The organism is Pseudomonas sp. PDM31 (genome assembly GCF_019218965.1).
Classification (GTDB): domain Bacteria; phylum Pseudomonadota; class Gammaproteobacteria; order Pseudomonadales; family Pseudomonadaceae; genus Aquipseudomonas.
In genome coordinates this window covers 68045-91794 of record NZ_JAHUWS010000015.1, presented here as the reverse complement: position 1 = coordinate 91794, position 23750 = coordinate 68045, and the positions used below count along the sequence as shown (strand labels likewise).

The following is a 23750-nucleotide window of genomic DNA, read 5'->3' as shown; positions in this document are numbered from 1 at the left end:
GTTGAAAAAAAACCGGCCATCTCTGGCCGGTTTTTTATTGCAGCGGTTTAGCGGGCTGATTAAGCGCCGTACACCGGCAGCTTCTTGCAGATAGCCTTGACCTTCTCGCGAACGGCGTCGATCACCGCTTCATTGTTCAGGTCTGCAAGGATGTCGCAGATCCAGCCGGCCAGTTCCTTGCACTCTGCTTCCTTGAAACCGCGAGTGGTCACAGCCGGAGTGCCGAAGCGCAGGCCGGAGGTGACGAACGGGGAGCGTGGATCGTTTGGTACGGAGTTCTTGTTCACGGTGATGAACGCTTTGCCCAGAGCGGCGTCGGCGTCTTTACCGGAGATTTCCTGCTTGATCAGCGACAGCAGGAACAGGTGGTTTTCAGTACCGCCGGAAACCACGTCGAAACCGCGCTCGATGAACACGCCGGCCATGGCTTTGGCGTTCTTCACCACTTGTTGCTGGTAAGCCTTGAACTCAGGCTGCAGCGCTTCCTTGAAGCAGATCGCCTTGGCAGCGATCACGTGCTCCAGCGGGCCACCCTGGGCGCCCGGGAATACCGCGGAGTTCAGCTTCTTCTCGATGTCGGCGTTGGCGCGAGCCAGGATCAGGCCGCCACGTGGACCGCGCAGGGTCTTGTGGGTGGTGGTGGTCACCACGTCAGCAAATGGCACCGGGTTCGGGTAGACGCCAGCGGCGACCAGACCGGCCACGTGGGCCATGTCGACGAACAGGTAAGCGCCAACCTTGTCAGCGATTTCGCGGAAACGCGGGAAGTCCAGAATCTGAGAATAGGCAGAGAAACCGGCCACGATCATTTTCGGCTTGTGCTCAACCGCCAGGCGCTCGACTTCGTCGTAGTCGATCAGACCGTTGGTGTCGATGCCGTACTGGATGGCGTTGTACAGCTTGCCCGAAGACGAAACGCTGGCACCGTGGGTCAGGTGACCGCCGTGGGCCAGGCTCATGCCCAGGATGGTGTCGCCGGCCGACAGCAGGGCCAGGTAAACGGCGCTGTTGGCTTGCGAGCCAGCGTGCGGCTGAACGTTGGCGTAGTCGGCGCCGAACAGCTCTTTGGCGCGATCGATAGCCAGCTGCTCGACGATGTCTACGTACTCGCAACCACCGTAGTAGCGCTTGCCCGGGTAGCCTTCGGCGTACTTGTTGGTCAGTACCGAGCCTTGAGCTTCCATCACCGCAGGGCTGGTGTAGTTTTCCGAAGCGATCAGCTCAATGTGCTCTTCCTGGCGCTGAGCTTCTTGCTCCATGGCGGCAAAGAGATCGGCGTCGTACTTGGCAATAGTCAAATCACGGCTGAACATGGCGGTCCTCAAGGATCGGGGGCAGAAAAGGGGGGCATTCTAACTCAATGGGTTTTAGATGGCATATGAAACGGCATCATGTCGCAGACAAGTGGGCTTCATGACGGGATCAGCGGTGACTGTGGCAAGGGGGCTTGTCGGAATGCCGCATCGCCCCGTTCGTCTGCGCAGTCGTCGCAAACTGCACGGGCCCATGCTGTCTGAAGAGATGTGATAGCAGATCAGGGGCCGCTTCGCGCCCCAACGGGGGCAAGCCCCCTCGCCACAAGGCAAGCCCCCTGGCCACAAGGCAAGCCCCTCGCCACAGGGTCGGTCGCCACAGGGCCGGTCAATCAGCCGAATATGAAGATGGCATCGTTGCTGAACCGCGTTTCGAATTTGCCAGCCGGCATTGGCCGGCCGAACAGATACCCCTGAACTTCATCGCAACCATGCTCACGCAGGAAATCCAGTTGCTCCTGGGTTTCCACGCCCTCGGCGATCACCGCCAGGTTGAGGCTATGGGCCATGGCGATAATCGCCCTGGCAATCTGCGCATCCTGTTCACCCGACGGCAGGCCGTCGACGAAGGTACGGTCGATTTTCAGCACGTCGATCGGGAATTGCTTGAGGTAGTTGAGCGATGAATAGCCGGTACCGAAGTCGTCGACCGCGATGCTCAGGCCGAGGTTTTTCAGCCCGGCGAGGATCTGCATCGCTTCGCTGACTTCACGCATCAGGATACTTTCGGTCAGTTCCAGCTCCAGGCAGGCGGGTGGCAGGCCGGTTTCCTTGAGAATGGTGGCGATCCGCATACCGAGTTGGCCGTCGGAGAACTGTCGTGCCGAGATGTTCACCGAAACCTTCGGCACGCGCACCTGGGCCAGATGCCAGGTCTTGAGCTGGCGACAGGCCTCGCCGATCACCCAGTCGCCGACATCCACCACCAGCCCCAGCTCCTCGAGCACCGGAATGAAGTCCCCAGGCGGCACCAGCCCGCGCCGCGGATGGCGCCAGCGCAGCAGCGCTTCGGCACCGGTCAGGCGTTTGCCGTCACCGCTGAACTGCGGCTGGTAATACAACACGAACTCGTTCTGTTCCAGCGCATGGCGCAAGTCGCTTTCCAGCTCCAGGCGCTCCAGAGCACTGGCGTTCATGTCCGCCTGATAGAACTGGAAGTTGTTCTTGCCGCGTTCCTTGGCGTGGTACATCGCCGTGTCGGCGTTCTTCATCAGTTGACTGAGTTCATTGCCATCCTGAGGGCTCAGGGCGATGCCGACGCTGGCGGTGACGAAGAACTCGCGACCTTCGAGCACGAACGGTTTTACCAGGCTGGCGAGAATCTGCTCGGCCACGTGAATGGCCCTGGTCAAGGCGACTTCGCGGTTGGCCCGTGGTTGCAGGAGCAAGGTGAATTCGTCGCCACCCATGCGTGCCACGGTGTCGTCATCGTCGACGCAACCGAGCAGGCGCGTGGCCATATCCTTGAGCATGCGATCGCCGGCGGCATGGCCCAGAGAGTCGTTGATCGGTTTGAAACGGTCGAGGTCGAGAAACATCAACACCACCCACGACTTCTGTCGTTCGGCTACCTGCAAGGCTGTGTGCAGACGATCCTGGAACAGCGAGCGGTTGGGCAGATGGGTCAGGGCATCGTAGTAGGCAAGGCGGTGAATGCGTTGCTCGCTGGCCTTGCGCTCGCTGATGTCGGTGAAAAAGCATACATAGCTGGCCAGATCGCCTTCATCGTCGAGTACCGCGGTAATCCCGACCCAGGCCGGATAGTGCTCGCCATTGCGCCGCTTGAGCCAGACTTCGCCTTCCCAGGTGCTGTGCTGGTGCAGTTGCTTGAGCACATAACGCAGATGGGCATCCTGCTGCTCGTCGACCGTCAGCATGTTCGGCAACTGGTCGAGCACTTGCTCCACCGCATACCCGCTGACGCGACTGAAGGCTTCGTTGGCCTGGACGATATAGCCGGCCGGGTCGGTGATCAGGATCGCCGAGGTCGAGTGTTCAAATACGGTGGCGGCCATGCGCAGGTCTTTCTCGGCCCTGCGCTGCTGGCTGATGTCGCGGCCGACCCCGAGCACGCCTTCAAAGGCGTCATGCTCGTCCCACACCAATACCAGTCGCAGTTCGATAGGGATCTTGCGTCCGTCGGCGCGCAGACAGTCAAACAGGAACATCTGCGTTTGCACCTGATTGCGCAGCAACGCCAGTTGTTCGGGTTGATCCAGTGCTTTATTGACCCGCGCCATCAGGCTGGAAATGCCGGTCAATTGTTGCGGGTTGGCGATGGTCGACTGCCAGCCGTTCTGGAAAATCCACTCGGCATCGTAGCCCAGCACCGCTTGCACCGAGGGGCTGACGTAGTTGAGAGACAGGCGGCTGTCGGTGGAGAAGATCACGTCGCTGATGCTTTCGGCGAGCATTCGGTACCGCTGCTCGCTGTCGCGCAAGGACTCGCTGGCTTCAATCTGGTCGGTGATGTCCTTGGCCACACCAATGATCCGCGTGACCTGGTCGTGTTTGTCCCGTGCCAGGGCCTGTTCGCGGATTTCGAAGCGTCGCCATTGGCCGTCGCGATGGCGGAAGCGCAGCTGGCACTGCATCAACTGGCGATAGCCGGCCTGGCGCTGGGTCTGGCGGGAGCGATGGTAGAAGTCGGCGTCTTCGGGGTGCAGGAGGATTTCCCAGAAGTACTCGCCCATCTGGTGCAGTTCGGTGCGGTTGTAGGCGAGTGTCTGGCCCAGATGGTGGTTGCTGAAGATCATGCGTTGGCTGATCACGTCCTGCACATAAAGGTGGTCGGGTACGGTACGCACCACGTCCGACCAGAAGCCTTCTCGCTCCAGTAGCGACAGTTCGACGAGCTTGCGGCTGGTGATGTCAGCGATGCTGAGGATCACTGCATTGTAATCGGCGGGGTCTTCGGGCAGGCGCAGCACCAGCCACAGGTGCTGGTCGCGACCATTGGCGGCCTGCAGCTTGATCTCCAGTTCAAACTGATTGATCTGGTTGAGTACGGTTTCCAGAACCTGGTTGCCGATAGCGATACCATCCAGCGGGTTACCTTCGATCAGCAGTTTCCAGGCCTTGTCGCCGGTATCGACATTGAGCAGTTGCAGCGCAAGCTGGTTGACCTCGGTGATACGCAGTTCCTGCAGCGCGCGCCGGCGTTGCTCCGGGATCTGCAGCCAGGTCTGCAACTGTTCGCTGTCATGCAGCTGCGCCTTGTCGAAGAAACTCTTGAGGCCGGACATGTCGAGCACGCACAAGGCGACGCCTGTGCCTTCGAAAATATCCTGATAACGCCTGCGGCCTTCATTGAGCTGGCGTTGGCGACGGCGCATATTCAGCAAGGCGATAAATGGCAGCATGGAAAAAGCCAGGCCCAGCAGGCACTTGCCGATGAACGCCGGCAACAGCTCTTCCAGCACGCGCTGACGATCAAACAGGCCGCGCAGTTGCCAGTCGCTGCTGCTCAGCGCGACCGTCAGTACGCTGTTGGCAATATCGTCTGCAGTCAATGTGCCCGGGTTGACCTGGGGTAACGTTTCGTCACGGCTGATGATCTGGTGATTGAGGCGGTTTTCTACCAGCCACAACGGACGATTTACCGCTTCGGTCTGCCTGGTCAGGCTGGAGAAGAACGTCGGCGCCAGACGCAACGCCCAGTAGCCCCGGGAGCTTCCGCTGGCTTGATGCAGGAGCAAGTGCACCACCGAGCCATCGCTGGCATTGCTGAAGTAGTGCACCTGGGAGCGACTGCGCCGGACCAGTTCGCTCAGATAATCGCCGTCATCGCTGACCGCAGCGCTGTCACTGATGATCTGTCCGGACGGGCTGAGCAAGGCCAGGCTGCGCAGGTCTGGCAGGGACTGTTGCAGCTTGCGCAGGAGGGCCTGCAGTTCTTCGGCGTCCTGTGGCTGTTCGACAATCGGTAGCAGGTTGAGGGCAATTTGCGCATTGAGTGTCATGTTCAGGCTGACTTGCGCGGCCAGGTCGGCGGTGTAGTCGATGGTGTACTGACGCTGGGTTTTCCGGGTTTCGTGCAGTTGATCGAGCAACTGCCAAAACAACAGGGCCAGCAGCAACAAAACCAGGGCCGCCAGGGTGCCTTTCAGAGGCCCGCGCAGGGGTGAGCCAGGCGCTGCAGTCGGCGCGCTGGAGGTCAGAGGCGAAGGGACGTTGGACAAGCTGTAATCCTGCGGTTTGGCTGGACTGGCGCGACGTGCACTATAAGCCGGACGCCCGAAGGGCGGCTAGCATGCCTTGAGTTGTGGCGAAGTGCCAGTCCTGGGCCGCCGGCTGGACTGCCATCTGTCATTAAGGTAGCTTTACCGGTTACGCGGGAGCGTTCCAGCTCCTAAAATCAGGCTTTTTCAGCGCACCCGTATTGAAATCCATCAAACGGATGACGCGCACGGTCTGGCCGGGCATCGCCCGCGCTCCAATCATTCATCAGTCACTGACCCTAGGTTCTCCATGGCTCAATACGTATTCACCATGCATCGGCTGGGAAAAGTTGTTCCGCCGAAGCGGGAAATCCTGAAAAACATTTCTCTGTCCTTCTTCCCCGGCGCCAAGATCGGCGTGCTCGGCCTCAACGGTTCGGGTAAGTCCACGCTGCTGAAAATCATGGCCGGCGTCGACACCGAATTCGAGGGCGAAGCCCGTCCGATGCCGGAGCTGAACATCGGCTACCTGCCGCAGGAACCACAACTGGATCCGACCAAGACTGTGCGTGAAGTGGTCGAGGAGGCGGTCAGCGTGATCAAGAACGCCCAGGCACGCCTGGACGAGGTCTACGCGGCTTATGCCGATGAAGATGCTGACTTCGACAAGCTGGCGGCAGAACAGGCCAAGCTCGAAGCCATCCTGCAAGCCAGCGACGGTCACAACCTTGATCGCCAACTGGAAGTCGCCGCCGATGCGCTGCGTCTGCCGGCATGGGACGCCAAGGTCGAATTCCTGTCCGGTGGTGAAAAGCGTCGTGTGGCCCTGTGCCGCCTGCTGCTGTCCGCGCCGGACATGCTGCTGCTCGACGAACCGACCAACCACCTGGACGCCGATTCGGTGGCCTGGCTGGAGCACTTCCTGCACGACTTCCCGGGCACTGTGGTAGCGATCACGCACGACCGTTACTTCCTCGACAACGTCGCCGGCTGGATTCTGGAACTCGACCGCGGCGCGGGCATTCCGTACGAAGGCAACTATTCGGGTTGGCTCGAAGCCAAGTCCGATCGTCTGGCTGCCGAATCCAAGCAGCAGTCGGCCCATGAAAAAGCCATGAAGGAAGAACTGGAGTGGGTGCGCAAAGGCGCCAAGGCCCGCCAGTCGAAATCCAAGGCTCGTCTGCAACGCTTCGAAGAAATGCAGTCGCAGGAATTCCAGAAGCGCAGCGAAACCAACGAGATCTACATCCCGGCCGGTCCACGCCTGGGCGACAAGGTCATCGAGTTCAAGAACGTCTCCAAGGGCTACGGCGATCGCGTGCTGATCGACAACCTGTCGTTCTCCATGCCGAAAGGCGCCATTGTTGGCGTGATCGGTGGTAACGGTGCCGGTAAATCGACCCTGTTCCGCATGCTGATGGGCAAGGAACAGCCGGACTCGGGCAGCATCGAAGTCGGCGAAACCGTGCAGCTTGCCTGTGTGGACCAGAGCCGCGAAGACCTGGACGGCAGCAAGACTGTGTTCCAGCAGATCTCCGACGGTTCCGACCAGATCCGCATCGGCAACTACGAGATCCCGTCGCGTACCTACGTCGGTCGCTTCAACTTCAAGGGCGGCGATCAGCAGAAGTTCGTCAAGGACCTGTCCGGTGGTGAGCGCGGTCGCTTGCACCTGGCCCTGACCCTGAAAGAGGGCGGCAACGTCCTGCTGCTCGACGAACCGTCCAACGACCTCGACGTTGAAACCCTGCGTTCCCTGGAAGAAGCCCTGCTGGACTTCCCGGGCGCGGCCATTGTGATCTCTCACGATCGGTGGTTCCTGGACCGCGTCGCGACGCACATCCTGGCGTACGAAGACGACTCGCAAGCGGTGTTCTTCGAAGGTAACTACACCGAGTACGAAGCCGACCGCAAAAAGCGTCTCGGCGAAGCGGCTGCCCAGCCACACCGGGTACGCCACAAAAAACTGGCCTGATTCGGGTTGGTCGCATGAAAACGGAGCCTTCGGGCTCCGTTTTTTTTTGCCCGGTTTTTTTCAGGTATACCGAATTGAATTCATCGCCGGCAGGCCAGCTCCCACGGAGTTTTGTGCAGACAGCAAATACTGATTCACCCCCAATCCCCTGTGGGAGCTGGTCTGCCAGCGATCGCGTTGTACCTGATGGTGCAAAACACGACTTGTGAATCCCTTTTGCGGTGCAATTTGAGCTCAAAACTCGGATAATTTATATCCTGCGCACCATTTAATTTCACAAATGCGACATATCGCTCTGTTCTTGTGCGCGATCCCTTTGTTAAAGTCCGGCCCAATCGCTCCCAATGACAATAAATTTGCCGAGACTTTTTCATGATCGAATCCGTTGAATCCTTCCTTGCCCGCCTGAAAAAACGCGACCCGGACCAGCCTGAGTTCCATCAGGCAGTGGAAGAGGTCCTGCGCAGCCTGTGGCCGTTTCTCGAAACCAATCCGCACTATCTGACTTCAGGCATTCTGGAGCGCATCTGTGAGCCGGAGCGTGCAGTCGTGTTCCGGGTTTCCTGGGTCGACGATCAGGGCAAGGTGCAGGTCAATCGCGGTTTCCGCATCCAGATGAACAGCGCAATCGGGCCGTACAAGGGCGGTTTGCGCTTCCATCCGTCGGTGAACATGGGCGTCCTGAAGTTCCTCGCGTTCGAGCAGACCTTCAAGAATTCCCTGACCTCGTTGCCGATGGGCGGTGGCAAGGGCGGTTCGGACTTCGATCCGAAAGGCAAAAGCGATGCGGAAGTCATGCGCTTCTGCCAGGCCTTCATGAGTGAGTTGTACCGTCATATTGGTGCCGACGTTGACGTGCCGGCCGGGGACATTGGTGTCGGTGCCCGTGAAATCGGGTTCCTGTTCGGCCAGTACAAGCGCCTGAGCAACCAGTTCACCAGCGTGTTGACCGGCAAGGGCCCCAGCTATGGTGGCAGCCTGATCCGTCCAGAGGCCACCGGTTTCGGTTGCGTGTATTTCGCCGAGGAGATGCTCAAACGTCGCGGCCTGGCGGTCGAGGGCAAGCGTGTGGCGATTTCCGGCTCCGGCAACGTCGCGCAATACGCCGCACGCAAGGTCATGGACCTGGGCGGCAAAGTGATTTCGCTGTCTGACTCCGAAGGCACGCTGTACTGCGAGAGCGGGCTGACCGAAGAACAGTGGCTGGCGGTGCTGGAACTGAAAAACGTCCAGCGTGGGCGCATCCGTGAACTGGCTGGCCGATTTGGCCTGGAGTTCCGCGCCGGCCAGTTGCCGTGGACCCTGAGCTGCGACATTGCCTTGCCGTGTGCGACGCAAAACGAACTGGATGCCGATGCCGCCCGCGCCTTGTTGCGTAACGGCTGCATCTGCGTGGCAGAAGGCGCGAACATGCCTACGACCCTTGAGGCGGTAGACCTGTTCATCGAAGCGAATATTATGTTTGCGCCGGGCAAGGCGTCCAACGCGGGCGGCGTGGCAGTGAGCGGACTGGAAATGTCACAGAACGCCATGCGCCTGCTATGGACTGGTGGCGAGGTCGACAGCAAGCTCCACGCGATCATGCAGTCGATCCACCACGCTTGCGTGCATTACGGCGAAGAGAACGGCCGGATCAACTATGTCAAAGGCGCCAACATCGCCGGCTTCGTCAAAGTTGCCGATGCCATGCTGGCCCAAGGCGTGGTTTAAGCCGGTTCTATACGGATCACTTCGATCAGTTGATCCCCGGCGGGGCGCTGCCACAGCACTTCATCGTTGAGTCGTGCGCCGAGCAGTGCCCGACCCAGTGGTGAGCCCCAGTTGATCAGGCCATGGGCGGCATCGGCCTGATCTTCGCCCACCAGTTGCACCCGGTGTTCGGTGGCGTGCTCGTCGGCATAGGTTACCCAACTGCCAATCTGCACTTTGTCGGTGGAGGTCGCGTCCGGCACCACCTGAGCACTGCCCAGGCGTTGCTTGAAGTAGCGCAGATCGCGCTCGAGATCGGCCAGGCGCTGTTTGTCGGCCTGATCGCCCCGGGCCGATTGTTCGGCATGCAGGGTTTGCAGTTCGCTGAATTTGCCCTGCAACAGGCGCAGGCCTTGCGGTGTGACGTAGTTAGGCTGCGCGCTGACCTGTCGTTCGACGGGCTGGTCGGCTTGCGCGGCGGCGTTATCTTCGTTGACGAATGCCCGGCTCATGGTTTTCTCCCGTGATAGGGTTTGGGCCATGGTCGCAGGCATTTGGTTTCACTGGATGTCTGGATACGACTCACTGTGAGCGACAGGCGCGGATAGGCGTTGCCCGGTCAGTAGTGATACCACTTCACCTCAAGCATCACTTCGTTCTCGGGTGTGGCCAGATGGCTGAATTCGCGCTGGGCGCTCAGGCGCAGCCCGAGGTTGCGCGACAATTCCCACTGCTGGTTCAGACTCAGGCTACGGCGCACTTCGCCGTTGGTGAAGAAGTCGCCTCTGGCCTCCAGACTGAAATTACCCAACGGATTTTTCCACAGCACGCCGCTGTTGAACCCAGCGGCCGGAGCGATGAATTCAGCGAAGTCGTTGTTGTGCTCGACACGTACGGTGCCCAGAGCGAATCCGAGCATGTCGTCAGTCAGTTGCCAGGTGCCACCTGCGCCGCCATTGACGTGGCTGACCAGGGTTTCGTCGTCATGCTTGCCCGGTACCCGCTCCAGGCCGCCGGTGACTTGCCACGACAGCGGTTGCAGCAGCTCATTGCGTGGTGTCAGGGAGCGGATGGTCGCCAGGTCCAGTTGTTGCACCTGCCAGTCGTTGCCTTCGTACTGGCGCAACTTGAGTTGCAGGATTTCGATCTGTGCGCCGAGGGGGAAGCTTTCGGCGTTGTCGTTGAGGTCGTGATAGGCCATGCGCAGGCCATATTCGCCAAAGGCCCGGTCGCCGCGCGTACCCAGGCCGGCCTGCCAGGTGCGGGACTCGTGGCCATCCTCGGGCAGACCGGGTTGCGGGATATCCAGTTCCGGAGGCGGATTGCGGTTGATCGCCCGCAACAGTTCGAAACTGCGCTGGGCTCGCTGCGGATCGCGTTCCTGGCCGTTGGCGCGGTAGCGTTCCAGGCGATAGGCGGCATCAATGATCAGCGCCTGGCGGTTGCGGGGTAGTGCCGTGAACGCCGCATCTTGCAGTTGTTGCTGGTCGGCGCTGACTTTCAAGACCCATTGCTGCTCCTCATCGCTCAACGGCTCGGCTCGGCTCAGCAGTTCGCGCTCGCGGGAGGGGCGGTACTGGATCGATTCAACCAGCCCGGCCTCTTTCACCGCTTTGACGGTGTCGGTGGGGATCGCGGTGATCGGGAATTGCTCGGTCAGGCGCAGACTCGGACGCGCCACTTGCAGCAGTTCGAGCAGGCGATAGGAGCAGTTTTCATCGAAGAAAAAATAGTCGAACTGGATCTGTTTCAACTCCCAGACGTGTTCGACCATGCGCGCGGTTTCTTGCTGGCTCAGGTTTAGGCGGTATTCCCACAGGTCACGGTTTTCGAGGCTGCGGTATTCCGAGAGTTTTTCCTGATAGGGCACCAGCGCGAACAACCCCGGATAACCGCCCATCAAACCTTTCCAGGCGTAAAGGATGCTGTTGTCCGAGCCCTCGACGTAGGCGCCGAAGTTGATTGCGTAACTGAGCAGCGAAGTCTTGTCGCTTTGTACATCGGCCTGATCAATGCGCAACAGGGTGTGGCCGAACATCGACGAAGGGCTGTTGAGGTAAGCCGCCGGGAAAATCATCACCGCACTGTGGGGAGATACGTCCTTGAACCATTGCTTGAATTCTGCGCAGGCAGGCGCTGGCAAGTCGGTCAGGTTGAGCTGTGATTTCAGCCAGCGGGTACGGGCCGGATAGACGCATTGGGCATGCTGTTCGCCAGTGCTGGCCGGGGCGTACAGCGCCTGTAAGGTGGCGGCGAGCTCATGGTCGGGATGTTCGTTGCCGTCGGCGGCGAGGAAGAACTTTTCATCGCTGACATAACTGCGCCAGCCGCCGAGCTTGGCGGTTTCGTAATGACCGAGGGAAAGCCAGAAAGGGTCATTGGCCAGTTGCTGCAGACGTTGTGGATCGAGATGAGGCGCGGCGGACAGCGGGGCGCAGACACAGAGCACCAGCCAGGCAAGGCGTTTGAGCATAGTCGGCAACTTAAGTCGAAAAAAACAAAGACCCAGTACGGAAGATACGTCGTTTGCAGGAGCCGGCTTGCTGGCGATGGCATCACCGCGGTTTATTTGGGCAACCGCAGTGATGCCATCGCCAGCAAGCCGGCTCCTACGGCTGACGATTTGGCCGAAAAGAGCAGGTCCAAAAAATAAAACCCGCTTCCCGAAGAAAGCGGGGTGCGTTCGAGCTTAAGCCTGGGTGGCGTACTTGGCCAGACGAGGGTCGCTTTTCAGAACGGCCAGGGTGTTGGCATGCACATCTTCCGCGGTCACATCAGCCTTGCTGAAGATCTGCTGGAAGTGCTCGTGAGTGACAGCGGCGAAATGCGCACGGTCTTGCGGCGCAACGCCCAGTACTACGGCATAAGTGGTCAGCGCTTCGCCCTGACCTTTAGCCATGTCTTCGGACAGCTCGTTCATCATGCCATTCATGGCAATCCAGGATTTGCCGCCATAGGTCAGCGACGCGTTGGTCGAGCAACCGTTGGTGCCGGAGGTCATACCGAAGGTTGCGTTGCCGGAAGTGCCGTTGGTGGTGGATGCCAGGAAGTGAGCCGGAGTACCACGCTGACCTTCGAACAGCATGTTGCCCCAACCGCAATCCGGGCCGCCTGGCGCCTGTGCCATAGCGTTGATGGATACAGCGGTGAAGAGAGTACCGAGAAGAATCCGTTTCATAGCTTTATTCTCTTTGTGTGCATACCAATAGACGAGGGAATCTGGCCCGTTCCGGTGCCAGTGGGCTGGGCATTAGTCCAGCCGCGCAGTTTGGAGTTTAGGCACGATCACGGGGTTCCGTTATTTTTTGCAAAAACTTCGTTGCAGAGCCGCGATTTAAGCCCGTCCTGGTTAGGGATTGCCAATTGTCGATGCGCAGGGCCGCGGCGCTCCTTGCCAGTCGGGCACAGGCAGCGCCAGAATGCTGGCATCTGCCCCGCCTGATTGTTAAGGAAGCCCGATGCCTGATCCTGTTGCTGCCAGCTTGCGTCTAGCGCCCGAAGCGCTGACTCGTCCGTTTTCCGCTGAACAGTTCAGCTTCTCTACCACCAATGATCTGGAGCCCTTTCGCGGTGTGCTTGGCCAGGAACGTGCGGTCGAAGCCTTGCAGTTCGGTGTGGCCATGCCACGCCCCGGCTACAACGTATTTGTCATGGGCGAACCCGGCACTGGCCGGTTTTCCTTCGTCAAACGCTACCTGAAGGCCGAAGGCAAGCGCCTGCAGACCCCGGCTGACTGGGTCTACGTCAACAATTTCGATGAGCCTCGCGAACCTCGCGCCCTGGAATTGCCCTCGGGTACCGCCGGCGCTTTCATCGGCGACATCAACGGATTGATCGACAATCTGCTGGCGACGTTCCCTGCGGTATTCGAGCACCCGTCCTACCAGCAGAAGAAAAGCGCCATCGATCGTGCTTTCAACCAGCGTTATGACAAGGCGCTGGATGTGATCGAGCGCCTGGCGTTGGAGAAGGAGGTCGCGCTTTACCGTGACGCCAGCAACATCGCCTTCACCCCGATGAGCGATGGCAAGGCCCTGGATGAGGCTGAGTTCGCGCAGTTGCCGGAAGCTGAACGCGAGCGTTTTCACGAGGATATCTCCGCGCTGGAGGAGCGTCTGAACGAAGAGCTGGCCAGCCTGCCGCAATGGAAGCGCGAGTCGAGCAATCAGCTGCGCCACCTCAACGAAGAAACCATCACCCTGGCTCTGCAGCCCCTGCTGTCACCGCTGTCGGAGAAGTACGCCGAGAACGCGGCTGTATGCGGTTATCTGCAAGCGATGCAGGTGTATTTGCTCAAGACTGTGGTCGAGCAACTGGTCGATGACAGCAAGACCGATGCAGTCGCCCGCAAGCTCCTGGAAGAGCAGTACGCACCGAGCCTGGTGGTCGGTCATTCGGCCAGTGGCGGTGCGCCAGTGGTGTTTGAACCACACCCGACCTACGAAAACCTTTTCGGCCGTATCGAATACAGTACTGACCAGGGCGCGCTCTTTACCACCTACCGGCAACTGCGGCCGGGTGCCTTGCACCGGGCCAACGGCGGTTTTCTGATTCTTGAAGCGGAAAAAATGCTCAGCGAACCGTTCGTATGGGATGCGCTGAAGCGCGCCCTGCAATCGCGCAAGCTGAAAATGGAATCGCCGCTCGGGGAACTGGGGCGTCTGGCCACCGTGACCCTGACCCCGCAACATATTCCGTTGCAGGTCAAAGTCGTGATCATCGGCGCCCGTCAGCTCTATTACACGCTGCAGGACCTCGATCCGGACTTCCAGGAAATGTTCCGTGTCCTGGTGGATTTCGACGAAGACATTCCCATGGTCGACGAGAGCCTGGAGCAGTTCGCCCAGTTGCTCAAAACCCGCACGTCCGAAGAAGGCATGGCACCCCTGACCGCTGATGCGGTGGCGCGCCTGGCGACCTACAGCGCGCGTCTGGCCGAGCACCAGGGGCGTTTGTCAGCGCGTATCGGTGACCTGTTCCAGCTGGTCAGCGAAGCGGATTTCATCCGTCACCTGGCCGGCGATGAAATGACCGACGCCGGGCACATCGAACGGGCGCTCAAGGCCAAGGCCACGCGGACCGGTCGGGTTTCGGCGCGGATTCTAGATGACATGCTCGCCGGGATCATCCTGATCGACACCGACGGCGCTGCGGTCGGCAAGTGCAACGGTCTGACGGTGCTGGAAGTCGGTGACTCGGCCTTCGGTGTACCGGCGCGGATCTCCGCCACGGTCTATCCAGGCGGCAGCGGCATCGTCGACATCGAGCGTGAGGTCAACCTAGGGCAGCCGATCCACTCCAAAGGCGTGATGATCCTCACCGGGTATCTGGGCAGCCGGTACGCCCAGGAATTCCCGTTGGCGATTTCCGCGAGTATCGCCCTGGAGCAATCCTATGGTTACGTCGACGGCGACAGCGCCTCCCTGGGCGAGGCGTGCACCCTGATTTCGGCCTTGTCGAAAACCCCGCTCAAGCAATGCTTTGCGATCACCGGATCGATCAACCAGTTTGGTGAAGTGCAGGCCGTCGGCGGGGTTAACGAGAAGATCGAAGGTTTCTTCCGTCTCTGTGAGGCTCGGGGGCTGACCGGCGAGCAGGGCGCGATCATTCCACAGGCCAACGTGGCCACCTTGATGCTCGACGAAAAGGTGCTGGCGGCGGTGCGCGCGGGGCAGTTCCATGTCTACGCCGTACGTCAGGCCGACGAAGCCTTGAGCCTGCTGGTCGGCGAGCCGGCCGGCGCGCCCGATGAGAACGGCGAATTTCCGGAAGGCAGCGTGAACGCGCGGGTAGTGGAGCGCTTGCGCGTTATCGCGGAAATGATCAGTGAAGAGGATCTGAAGGAAGCCGAGAAAGAGATGGCGCAGGAGGCGTTGGCAGAAACCAAGCCTGCTTGACCTGACATTGCACAAAACTCTGTGGAATCCTTTGTGGCGAGGGGGCTTGCCCCCGCTGGGCTGCGAAGCAGCCCCAAAACTTTTGGGACTACTGCGTAGTCTGACGGGGCGATGCGGCGTTCCGACAAGCCCCCTCGCCACAATGTTTTATATTGGCACTCATAAAGCGCCGTCGAAATGGCGTCAATATTCACACAATGACCGCTCGGCGTATTCTGGTCTCGTCCGGCATTCAGTTCGGACTTTTCTTCTATTCTCTGCTCAGGGATACCTACAGTCATCACTGGATCGAGACAGCCTTCCCTTGGGGGCTGAATACCGGATTTAACGAGGGTAGCCGCCATGTCGCGCAACCTCTGCCTCACCCGTCAATGCCTGGGTCTTGTGACCCGAATCGAATGCGCCGTGCGCCCCCTGGCGGGTGATAACGGTATGTGGACATTGCTGTTCGCCGCTGGAATGGCCGGTGAACAACCATCGGCCATCAAGGCCCAAGGGCCGTTTCATGGCCCGTTCGCGGCTGAATCCATCCTCGACACCATTGTGGAAAGCCTGACGCTTCACGGTTACGAATTGGCCGACGATCCGCAAATCTGGTGCCTGCACCTGCAAGCCCAGCTTCGCGAAATCAATGGTGGTCGCTGCAGCACCGTGGGCGGCTTTGAGTTTCGGCCGGAGCACTGAGTCGCACTATTGATCGAGGTGCGATGTATCGGCTTTGTCGAGTTTGACCTCGAAACCATATTGCACGGTGGTGAGGTCAGTGCGTTGATAGGTTTCAAGTCGCGCAGGCTGTCCGTAGAAATAATGCACGGCAAACAGCGCAGGGCCTTGTGCGTGCGCGTCATGGCTGACCGAGAGTATTTCTTTCAAGTAGTTGCCGGTGTCGTCCCTGGCAAAAAAGCGCCAGTCCTCAGCCGGGAACCGTTTCAGATCAACCACCAGTGTGTTGCCTTTGAGCTCCAGGCCTGCAGGCAACTGATTGGCATCGACGGTTTTTTTCTCAACTGTGGCCAGGAACAGCGGCATGGAGCCCACCGCATAGGCCGGCGTCTCTGGAAACAGATTCAGGTCGTAAGTGATGGTGCCTCGCAGGGGATCGATCTGAAACGCTTGTGGGGGCAGTTCGATAGGCTCGTCGCGTTTGCCGCCACCGTCTTCGGTAAAGAAACTGACCGGACTTTCGCCGGGGCTGAACGAGCTGCCGAGCATTTCATCATTGAAGCTGCGCAAGTGATTGAACTCGATTCGCGCAGCGCTGGGGTCGTCCACCGACTGACTGATGCTGACACCTTTCTTCAGTTGTTCCGCGCTCAAGTCTGCCCCTTTGAGCCAGCTGATGGCCTGGTCGTCGTACACGACCACGGACAGGTCCAGGGGCTGGATGGTTTTCGATGTGGTATTGGCCTCGAAGTGGCGTACCGGCAGGCTCAGATCCTTGCGGGTCACGGTGGCGGCGGAGAAATCCAGCAGGCTGACTTCCAGGGTTTCAATCGTCCCGTTGAAGTACACCTTCGAATAATGGCGGGTTTGCTGTTTCTCAAAGGTGCGTTGTTCTTCCTCGAGCTGTTTTTCCAGCGTCTCGCTCCAGGTTTTCTGCTGCTGTAATTTCGCTAACTGCTTCTGATAAAAAGCGATTTGAGCAGTTGTCTGGTTGATTGAGCCGGAGCGTGAGATGAATTGCCCGGTACCGTCCCTGGCCTGGACAATCAGCGGGTTCAAAGGTGTTTCGCTGACCTCGGGGGCCGGCGGCGCGCTGTTGCTGTATTCGATTTCTGCGTAATTGTCCGCCAGCTTGAGCAAGGTGACGCTGAGGTTGTCATTGCTGCGGGTCTTGCCAAGGTCTTGCCGGGTCAAATCGAAGCTGTAGAGCCGACGTGGCGCAATGACCTCCACCTTGCCTTGCAGACTCACTGGTTGTGGCTGCTGTTTTCGGTCGACGTCGAGGCCTTCGATGAATGGGTACGCCACGGTCAGGTCGTCGGGGTTGGTCAGGTTGGAGCTCGATGGACTCAACTGAATGCCGGGATCGGTTTCCGACCATTCCGGCTGGAACGGGATAACCCGTTTGTCGCTCAGCGTGACCGACTGCCATTGCAGACCATTGGGAAACACAAATGCGACGGGACCATTGAATGCGAATGGGAACACCGGTTGCAGATCGGTCAGGTAGTCGGAACTGGAGTCTTTTTTCAGTACGAACAACCCATTGATGTAAGTATCGACCAGCGCTTGCGGCGATGGGTAATGCTTGAGCATGGCGAGGGCGTCTTCGCTGTACTCGGTTTCCACCGGTTTGCTGTCGAGCTTGAGTTGCGCCCGTTCAAGCAGCAACAGTGATCCACCGAGCTCGGCTACGGCGTCCTTGAGCTTCGGATCCGGGATGGAGTCCAGGGACTTTTCGAACTGCGCGGTTTTTTCCTCAAGGTCGACCTGGCGCTTTTCATCCTCGGGTGAGCAGCCGCTTATCAGCAGCACCAGGCAAATACCGGCGCTTGTTAAAGGCAATCGCACATCCATTTCCAGTCTTCCTGTCCGATGTTGCTGGGCGGTCATTAATTTCGACACTAGCAGAAAAACTTTGAAGCACAGGCGCCGGTAACGGACTTTTCGACTGTTTCTGGGTGTGACGAGCGGCTGATATACTCGCGGCGATTTCAAATCCTCATGTGAGATTCAATGGAACGCTTTATCGAAAACGCAATGTACGCCTCGCGCTGGCTGCTGGCGCCGATCTATTTCGGCCTGTCCCTGGGACTGTTGGCGCTGGCGCTGAAATTCTTCCAGGAAGTCTTGCACCTCATCCCGAACGTCTTTTCGATGCTTGAATCAGACTTGATTCTGGTGCTGCTGTCGCTGATCGACATGGCGTTGGTGGGCGGTTTGCTGGTGATGGTGATGATCTCCGGTTATGAGAACTTCGTCTCGCAACTGGACATCGATGACAGCAAGGAAAAGCTTAACTGGCTGGGCACCATGGATTCTTCGTCGCTGAAGATGAAGGTGGCTGCGTCGATCGTGGCGATTTCCTCTATTCACTTGTTGCGTATTTTCATGGACGCCAAGAACGTCGATCCTCAGCATTTGCAGTGGTATGTGATCATCCACATGACCTTTGTGGTGTCGGCATTCGCCATGGGTTACCTGGATAAAGTGACCAAGCACTGATCTGCCGTTGATTGCTTTATCGCACCGCCCGTTTGTTGCAAAACAGACGGGCGGTTTCGTTAGTGGCTTGTGATTTAAGGCGCCGAGGCATATCCCTGTAGGAGTATTGATTCACCACCGCGAGAGGTGCGTCCATGAACCTGCAAGAGTTGAATGCTTATGCCATCGCCGGGAAGGTCGATGAGCTGAACCTGATCTCGATGGAGGGGGGGATCTACCTGCTGGAGGCTCGGATGCACGGCGCGCCGTATCCCTTGAGCGATGCACATGGCCAGATGATGAGCCTGCGTTCGGTGGAGCATGCCCGTGATGTGTTGCGCTCCTTTCCCAAGCTGCACTTCAACCTGGTACACACGGTGGTCCACGACGAAATGTGTGGGCTGGTCGCCGATATCCAGGGAAACCTGAAGGTGCCGATCACCTGACGCCTCTCATCAATGCCATGACAACTGTGCTAGTCTGCTGGCCCTTTTGGTTCCGGGCGCTCCGGGACGCGCTGTGCACGCACGGCTAGTTCCGGGGCGTCCGCACAGCGGAGCAGTGTCATGTCCGAAGTAAATCTGTCCACCGACGAAACCCGCGTCAGCTACGGTATCGGCCGTCAGCTGGGCGACCAGCTGCGCGACAACCCGCCACCGGGCGTCAGCCTGGACGCGATCCTGGCGGGTCTGACCGACGCTTTCGCCGGCAAGCCAAGCCGTGTCGGCCAGGAAGAAATGTCTGCAAGCTTCAAGGTGATCCGCGAAATCATGCAGGCCGAAGCTGCAGCCAAGGCTGAAGCGGCCGCTGGTGCCGGTCTGGCTTTCCTGGCTGAAAACGCCAAGCGTGACGGTATTACCACTCTGGAATCCGGCCTGCAGTTCGAAGTTCTGACTGCTGGCGAAGGCACCAAGCCATCCCGTGAAGACACCGTGCGTACCCACTACCACGGCACCCTGATCGACGGCACTGTGTTCGATAGCTCCTACGAGCGCGGCGAGCCTGCAGAATTCCCGGTTGGCGGCGTGATCGCCGGCTGGACCGAAGCACTGCAACTGATGAATGCCGGTAGCAAATGGCGCCTGTACGTGCCAAGCGAACTGGCTTACGGCGCTCAAGGCGTTGGCGGCATCCCGCCGCACAGCGTTCTGGTGTTCGACGTCGAGCTGCTCGACGTTCTGTAATGCCTGGCCCGATATGACCTCGGGCTAATGTGGGAGCGAGCCTGCTCGCGATGGCGGTGTTTCAGTCAGCAGCAATGTCGACTGTCAGATCGCAATCGCCAGCAGGGCTGGCTCCCACAGTTTTTTGCGCTGCATCATATTTCGATCTTGTGGTGCAAATCATGCGTCGGGCGCAATGCCCGGGCATAGCAGAACAGAAACAGATTGCGCACCAGTTCCTTGAGTACCACCGGCTCACAGGAACTCAAGCCGTTGAGGTCCAGGTCACCCTGATCCTGCAGTTCGTTCAAGGCTTCCTCTTCCAGCACTGCACAGACTTCCCCGGTTTCCCGATGCAGGATTCTGAGGTAAGGGTGTGGGCGATCCAGCCAGGCATCGATCAAATAAGTCATGGTCTCATCTCCATTGAAGGGTCCGATGAGAATAATTCTTATTTGTAAAATAGCAAGAGCCTATTGGCGGTTTGAGCTTTTTTCCGGGTGAAGATTGCGCGAGGTCAAAACGACTGGCGTTTGGCTACCAAGCGGGGTTGCCAGAGGAGAGTGCGAGGAAGGTGATACGCATCCCGCGCCTGGCACGGGATGGAATGGGCAGGCTCAGACCTTCCTGACGAACTCTGATTTGAGCTTCATCGGGCCGATGCCGTCGATCTTGCAGTCGATGTCATGATCGCCATCGCACAGGCGGATGTTCTTGACCTTGGTGCCGACCTTGACCACCAGGGACGTACCCTTGACCTTGAGGTCCTTGATCACGGTGATGGTGTCACCGTCCTGCAGGACATTGCCCACCGAATCCTTTTTCACCGCGTCGGCGGACACTGCTTCGGCTTCACCGCCAGCGGACCACTCGTGGGCACACTCCGGGCAGATCAGCTGGGCGCCGTCTTCATAGGTGTATTCGGAATTGCATTTCGGGCAGGGTGGCAACGTGCTCACTAAGGCTCCTTGGATTCAGGATCGCTAAAAGCGCACATTATATAGGGTTTTTTCAGGGGGTGGCTAACCCTGTAGGAGCGAGCACGCTCGCGATGGGCGCCAACGACGACGCGGGAAATCTGAATGCCCGCGTTTTCGTTAACGTCCATCGCGAGCGTGCTCGCTCCTACAGAAAAGCGCTTTAGTGCGTACGGGCGACCGCAAACTCGCTCAACTCGACCAGCGCATCGCGATATTCACTGGCTGGCAGCGCATCGAGGCATTTGATCGCACGGGCGACGTAATCGCGGGCCAGTTGCGCGGTGTACTCCAGCGAGCCCGAAGCTTCCACGGCTTCGCGGATGCTTTCCAGGTCTTCGATGCCGCCTTTCTGGATCGCCTTGCGCACCAGGGCGGCCTGCTCCGGCGTACCTTCACGCATGGTGTAGATCAGCGGCAGGGTAGGCTTGCCTTCGGCCAGGTCGTCACCGACGTTCTTGCCCAGGGTTTGAGCGTCGCCTTTGTAATCGAGCAGGTCGTCGACCAGCTGGAACGCCACGCCAAGGTGGTCGCCAAAGGTGCGCAGGGCTTCAGCCTGTTCCGGTGTGGCTTCGCACAGGGCGGCAGCACTGTGGGTCGAGGCTTCGAAGAGCATCGCGGTTTTGCCGCGGATGACTTCCATGTAGGTTTCTTCGGTGGTGCTGGCGTCACGGACCTTCGACAGCTGCAACACTTCGCCCTCGGCGATGATGCGCGTCGCTTGCGAAAGGATCTTCATGACGGGCATGGAACCCAATTCGACCATCATTTCAAAGGAGCGCGAATACAGGAAGTCGCCCACCAGCACGCTGGGGGCGTTGCCCCACATGGCATTGGCGGTCGAGCGGCCACGGCGCATGCCGGACATGTCGACCACGTCGTCATGCAACAGGGTCGCGGTGTGCAGGAACTCGATGGTCGCGGCCAGCAGACGCAGCTCATCGCCTTCGCGACCCAGGGCTTTGCCGCACAGCAGCACCAATAAAGGACGCAGGCGTTTACCGCCGGCCGAAGTAATGTAGTCGCCGATTTTCGATACCAGCGGCACTCGGGAAGTCAGCTGCTTCTTGATGATGCCGTCGACGGCGATAAAATCGTCCGACACCGCGCGGTAGAAAGCTTGGGGTTGCATCAGAGACAGTTGCTCCAGAAGGGTTGCGCGGCATGCTAGGACCCACGCCTGCAGGTGTCAAGGCGCGATGGACGGCCACTTGCAAGGCGCTCGTGCCTTGCGTACAATCGCGCACCCTGAACTTCCTGGGCAGCACCTGCCTTACGCAATTGCAATCGGGCCTTCCAGCCCATGCAGCCATGCCAGCCAATACCTCTTCTTATAAAGAGCTGGGTGAGCAGGATTATCGGAGAAATACCATGTCTTATGCAGTAATCGTTACTGGCGGCAAGCAGTACAAAGTCGCCCCGGGTGAATACCTGAAGATCGAAAAACTGGAAGTCGCTACCGGCGAATCCGTTACCTTTGATCGCGTTCTGTTGGTTGCCAATGGTGACGACGTGAATATCGGCGCTCCAGTTGTTGCTGGCGCTACCGTTGTGGCTGAAGTGATCTCCCAAGGTCGTCACGATAAAGTCCGCATCATCAAGTTCCGTCGTCGTAAGCACCACATGAAGCGTATGGGCCACCGCCAGTGGTACACCGAGATCAAAATCACCGGTATTCAGGCTTAATTACAGCCTAATTCCTCACTAGGAGAATTGAACTCATGGCACACAAAAAAGCTGGTGGTAGTACCCGTAACGGTCGCGACTCAGAAGCCAAACGCCTTGGCGTGAAGATGTATGGCGGCCAGGCTATCAAAGCAGGCAACATCATCGTGCGTCAGCGCGGCACCCAATTCCACGCTGGCTACGGCGTTGGCATGGGTAAAGATCACACCCTCTTCGCTAAAGTCGAAGGCGTGATCAAGTTCGAAGTAAAGGGCGCCTTCGGTCGTCGTTACGTGAGCGTAGTCGCGGCTTAATCGCGCGATCGCTGGAAAAGCCCTGTCTCGCGACGGGGCTTTTTCGTTTGTGGGGTGAGTCTCTTGCAAAGCTGTTTGTATGGGCTGTTGGCGTACGATGTAGGTATCGTGGTTTGGGGTCGCTGCGCTCATTTTTGCAAGAGTCTTATGTCTTGATTGTTTTTCGGCTCGTCCGTATGGCGAGAGGCGTTTGTTATGAAGTTTGTTGATGAAGTATCGATTCGAGTAAAGGCTGGCGACGGTGGCAATGGCGCCATGAGTTTCCGTCGGGAAAAGTTTATCGAGAACGGTGGCCCGAACGGCGGCGATGGCGGTGACGGCGGTTCCATCTACATGATGGCCGACGAAAACCTCAACACCCTGGTGGACTACCGTTACACCCGGCACTTCGATGCCGAGCGTGGCTCCAACGGCGGCAGCACTGACTGCACCGGCAAGAAGGGTGAAGACCTGATCCTGCGCGTTCCGGTCGGCACCACGGTGATCGACTCCGCGACTCAGGAAGTTATCGGCGACCTGACCAAGGCCGGTCAGAAGTTGATGGTAGTGCAGGGCGGCTGGCACGGTCTGGGCAACACCCGTTTCAAATCCAGTACCAACCGTGCGCCACGCCAGACCACGCCGGGCAAGCCGGGCGAGCAGCGTGACCTCAAGCTGGAAATGAAGGTGTTGGCGGATGTGGGCCTGCTGGGTTTGCCGAACGCTGGCAAAAGTACCTTTATCCGCTCCGTATCGGCCGCCAAGCCGAAAGTTGCCGACTATCCGTTCACTACTCTGGTGCCAAACCTGGGTGTGGTCAGTGTCGATCGCTGGAAAAGCTTCGTGGTTGCGGACATTCCAGGTCTGATCGAGGGTGCCTCCGATGGCGCTGGTCTGGGCATTCGCTTCCTCAAGCACTTGGCGCGTACCCGTCTGCTGCTACACCTCGTGGACATGGCGCCGCTGGATGATGCCAGCGCACCGGATGCCGCTGAAGTGATCGTCAATGAGCTGATCAAGTTCAGCCCGTCCCTGGCGGAGCGTGATCGCTGGCTGGTCCTGAACAAGTGCGATCAGATCCTTGAAGAAGAGCACGAAGCTCGCGTCAAGGAGATCGTCGATCGCCTGGAGTGGACAGGTCCGGTCTATGTGATTTCGGCCATCTCCAAGCTCGGTACCGAGCGTCTGTGTCACGACATCATGCGTTACATGGAAGATCGTGCTGATCGTCTGGCCGCTGACCCGGCTTACAAGGAAGAGCTGGCCGATCTCGATCAGCGCATCGAAGACGAAGCTCGCGCGCAACTGCAGGCGCTGGATGACAAGCGTGCCCTGCGTCGCAGTGGCGTGAAGTCGGTCCATGACATCGGTGACGATGATTGGGACGAAGAAGATGTGGATGACGAAGACGGTCCGGAAATCATTTACGTGCGTGACTGATTCGTTGCGATAAACTGAAGCGCCGCTCAAT

At 59.0% G+C, this 23750-nt stretch carries 19 protein-coding genes; 10 read left to right on the top strand and 9 right to left on the bottom strand.

The window, feature by feature from the left end:
- Positions 1-59 precede the first annotated feature (59 nt).
- Together glyA and KW839_RS24680 are read right to left on the bottom strand one after the other, a co-directional pair.
- On the bottom strand, positions 60-1313 hold the full coding sequence (glyA, locus tag KW839_RS24685) for a serine hydroxymethyltransferase (protein WP_060543320.1): 1254 nt from the start codon (positions 1311-1313) through the stop codon (positions 60-62).
- 332 nt (positions 1314-1645) lie between these two features.
- Entirely contained in the window at positions 1646-5494 is a 3849-nt protein-coding gene (locus KW839_RS24680; protein WP_060543321.1) for an EAL domain-containing protein, read from the bottom strand.
- Positions 5495-5783: 289 nt separating this feature from the next.
- On the opposite strand from KW839_RS24680, the gene ettA reads away from it, so the two are divergent.
- Both ettA and gdhA read left to right on the top strand, forming a co-directional pair.
- A complete protein-coding gene (ettA, locus tag KW839_RS24675; RefSeq protein WP_060543322.1) occupies positions 5784-7448 on the top strand; it encodes an energy-dependent translational throttle protein EttA in 1665 nt (554 codons plus the stop codon).
- Between the two features lie 372 nt (positions 7449-7820).
- On the top strand, positions 7821-9158 hold the full coding sequence (gene gdhA / locus KW839_RS24670) for an NADP-specific glutamate dehydrogenase (protein WP_060543323.1): 1338 nt from the start codon (positions 7821-7823) through the stop codon (positions 9156-9158).
- On the opposite strand, the gene KW839_RS24665 is transcribed toward gdhA, so the two are convergent.
- The 3 genes from KW839_RS24665 to KW839_RS24655 all read right to left on the bottom strand — a co-directional run bounded on the left by KW839_RS24665 (position 9155) and on the right by KW839_RS24655 (position 12315).
- Positions 9155-9649, bottom strand: coding sequence for a GreA/GreB family elongation factor (locus KW839_RS24665; RefSeq protein ID WP_060543324.1), 495 nt, complete (start codon positions 9647-9649; stop codon positions 9155-9157). The genes gdhA and KW839_RS24665 overlap by 4 nt on opposite strands.
- Positions 9650-9756: 107 nt before the next feature.
- Positions 9757-11610 carry a DUF4105 domain-containing protein gene (locus tag KW839_RS24660; protein WP_060543325.1) on the bottom strand — a complete coding sequence of 618 codons (1854 nt, stop codon included), beginning with the start codon at positions 11608-11610 and terminating at the stop codon, positions 9757-9759.
- A gap of 216 nt (positions 11611-11826) precedes the next feature.
- Entirely contained in the window at positions 11827-12315 is a 489-nt protein-coding gene (locus KW839_RS24655; protein WP_060543326.1) for a DUF3015 domain-containing protein, read from the bottom strand.
- Positions 12316-12595: 280 nt separating this feature from the next.
- On the opposite strand from KW839_RS24655, the gene KW839_RS24650 reads away from it, so the two are divergent.
- Complete coding sequence (locus KW839_RS24650; protein ID WP_060543327.1) at positions 12596-15034, top strand: Lon protease family protein; 2439 nt, start codon at positions 12596-12598, stop codon at positions 15032-15034.
- A 342-nt stretch (positions 15035-15376) separates the two neighbouring features.
- The gene (locus tag KW839_RS24645) at positions 15377-15718 is read left to right on the top strand and encodes a hypothetical protein (RefSeq protein ID WP_060543328.1); all 342 of its coding nucleotides are present in this window, start codon (positions 15377-15379) and stop codon (positions 15716-15718) included.
- Positions 15719-15724: 6 nt separating this feature from the next.
- On the opposite strand, the gene KW839_RS24640 is transcribed toward KW839_RS24645, so the two are convergent.
- Positions 15725-17554: a hypothetical protein gene (locus KW839_RS24640; RefSeq protein ID WP_060543329.1), complete on the bottom strand. Its 1830-nt coding sequence runs from the start codon at positions 17552-17554 to the stop codon at positions 15725-15727.
- A 159-nt stretch (positions 17555-17713) separates the two neighbouring features.
- Here KW839_RS24640 and KW839_RS24635 point away from each other — a divergent pair, with 159 nt between their 5' ends.
- The 3 genes from KW839_RS24635 to KW839_RS24625 all read left to right on the top strand — a co-directional run bounded on the left by KW839_RS24635 (position 17714) and on the right by KW839_RS24625 (position 19365).
- A complete protein-coding gene (locus KW839_RS24635; RefSeq protein WP_060543330.1) occupies positions 17714-18202 on the top strand; it encodes a TIGR00645 family protein in 489 nt (162 codons plus the stop codon).
- Between the two features lie 134 nt (positions 18203-18336).
- Positions 18337-18627: a DUF6482 family protein gene (locus KW839_RS24630; RefSeq protein ID WP_060543331.1), complete on the top strand. Its 291-nt coding sequence runs from the start codon at positions 18337-18339 to the stop codon at positions 18625-18627.
- A gap of 120 nt (positions 18628-18747) precedes the next feature.
- On the top strand, positions 18748-19365 hold the full coding sequence (locus KW839_RS24625; protein WP_060543332.1) for an FKBP-type peptidyl-prolyl cis-trans isomerase: 618 nt from the start codon (positions 18748-18750) through the stop codon (positions 19363-19365).
- A gap of 134 nt (positions 19366-19499) precedes the next feature.
- On the opposite strand, the gene KW839_RS24620 is transcribed toward KW839_RS24625, so the two are convergent.
- From KW839_RS24620 to KW839_RS24610, 3 genes are all read right to left on the bottom strand, one after another.
- Complete coding sequence (locus KW839_RS24620; RefSeq protein ID WP_060543333.1) at positions 19500-19757, bottom strand: hypothetical protein; 258 nt, start codon at positions 19755-19757, stop codon at positions 19500-19502.
- A 204-nt stretch (positions 19758-19961) separates the two neighbouring features.
- Positions 19962-20303 carry a zinc ribbon domain-containing protein YjdM gene (locus tag KW839_RS24615; RefSeq protein WP_060543334.1) on the bottom strand — a complete coding sequence of 114 codons (342 nt, stop codon included), beginning with the start codon at positions 20301-20303 and terminating at the stop codon, positions 19962-19964.
- Positions 20304-20484: 181 nt separating this feature from the next.
- Entirely contained in the window at positions 20485-21453 is a 969-nt protein-coding gene (locus KW839_RS24610; RefSeq protein WP_060543335.1) for a polyprenyl synthetase family protein, read from the bottom strand.
- A 239-nt stretch (positions 21454-21692) separates the two neighbouring features.
- Here KW839_RS24610 and rplU point away from each other — a divergent pair, with 239 nt between their 5' ends.
- The 3 genes from rplU (at position 21693) to cgtA (ending at position 23719) form a co-directional block, all read left to right on the top strand.
- Positions 21693-22007 carry a 50S ribosomal protein L21 gene (gene rplU, locus KW839_RS24605; protein ID WP_007950961.1) on the top strand — a complete coding sequence of 105 codons (315 nt, stop codon included), beginning with the start codon at positions 21693-21695 and terminating at the stop codon, positions 22005-22007.
- A 35-nt stretch (positions 22008-22042) separates the two neighbouring features.
- Positions 22043-22300, top strand: a complete 258-nt coding sequence (gene rpmA / locus KW839_RS24600) for a 50S ribosomal protein L27 (protein ID WP_003281574.1) — start codon at positions 22043-22045, stop codon at positions 22298-22300.
- A gap of 195 nt (positions 22301-22495) precedes the next feature.
- On the top strand, positions 22496-23719 hold the full coding sequence (gene cgtA, locus KW839_RS24595; RefSeq protein ID WP_060543336.1) for an Obg family GTPase CgtA: 1224 nt from the start codon (positions 22496-22498) through the stop codon (positions 23717-23719).
- The last annotated feature ends 31 nt before the right edge of the window (positions 23720-23750 follow it).

Excerpts from the sequence above, each read along its gene's own strand:
- KW839_RS24635 (WP_060543330.1), top strand. The coding sequence starts at position 17,714 with ATGGAACGCTTTATCGAAAACGCAATGTACGCCTCGCGCTGGCTGCTG.
- gdhA (WP_060543323.1), top strand. The coding sequence starts at position 7,821 with ATGATCGAATCCGTTGAATCCTTCCTTGCCCGCCTGAAAAAACGCGAC.
- KW839_RS24620 (WP_060543333.1), bottom strand. The coding sequence starts at position 19,757 with ATGACTTATTTGATCGATGCCTGGCTGGATCGCCCACACCCTTACCTC.
- cgtA (WP_060543336.1), top strand. The coding sequence starts at position 22,496 with ATGAAGTTTGTTGATGAAGTATCGATTCGAGTAAAGGCTGGCGACGGT.
- KW839_RS24660 (WP_060543325.1), bottom strand. The coding sequence starts at position 11,610 with ATGCTCAAACGCCTTGCCTGGCTGGTGCTCTGTGTCTGCGCCCCGCTG.
- KW839_RS24650 (WP_060543327.1), top strand. The coding sequence starts at position 12,596 with ATGCCTGATCCTGTTGCTGCCAGCTTGCGTCTAGCGCCCGAAGCGCTG.
- KW839_RS24610 (WP_060543335.1), bottom strand. The coding sequence starts at position 21,453 with ATGCAACCCCAAGCTTTCTACCGCGCGGTGTCGGACGATTTTATCGCC.
- KW839_RS24665 (WP_060543324.1), bottom strand. The coding sequence starts at position 9,649 with ATGAGCCGGGCATTCGTCAACGAAGATAACGCCGCCGCGCAAGCCGAC.
- rplU (WP_007950961.1), top strand. The coding sequence starts at position 21,693 with ATGTCTTATGCAGTAATCGTTACTGGCGGCAAGCAGTACAAAGTCGCC.
- rpmA (WP_003281574.1), top strand. The coding sequence starts at position 22,043 with ATGGCACACAAAAAAGCTGGTGGTAGTACCCGTAACGGTCGCGACTCA.
- KW839_RS24630 (WP_060543331.1), top strand. The coding sequence starts at position 18,337 with ATGAACCTGCAAGAGTTGAATGCTTATGCCATCGCCGGGAAGGTCGAT.
- KW839_RS24655 (WP_060543326.1), bottom strand. The coding sequence starts at position 12,315 with ATGAAACGGATTCTTCTCGGTACTCTCTTCACCGCTGTATCCATCAAC.
- KW839_RS24625 (WP_060543332.1), top strand. The coding sequence starts at position 18,748 with ATGTCCGAAGTAAATCTGTCCACCGACGAAACCCGCGTCAGCTACGGT.
- glyA (WP_060543320.1), bottom strand. The coding sequence starts at position 1,313 with ATGTTCAGCCGTGATTTGACTATTGCCAAGTACGACGCCGATCTCTTT.
- ettA (WP_060543322.1), top strand. The coding sequence starts at position 5,784 with ATGGCTCAATACGTATTCACCATGCATCGGCTGGGAAAAGTTGTTCCG.
- KW839_RS24645 (WP_060543328.1), top strand. The coding sequence starts at position 15,377 with ATGTCGCGCAACCTCTGCCTCACCCGTCAATGCCTGGGTCTTGTGACC.
- KW839_RS24640 (WP_060543329.1), bottom strand. The coding sequence starts at position 17,554 with ATGGATGTGCGATTGCCTTTAACAAGCGCCGGTATTTGCCTGGTGCTG.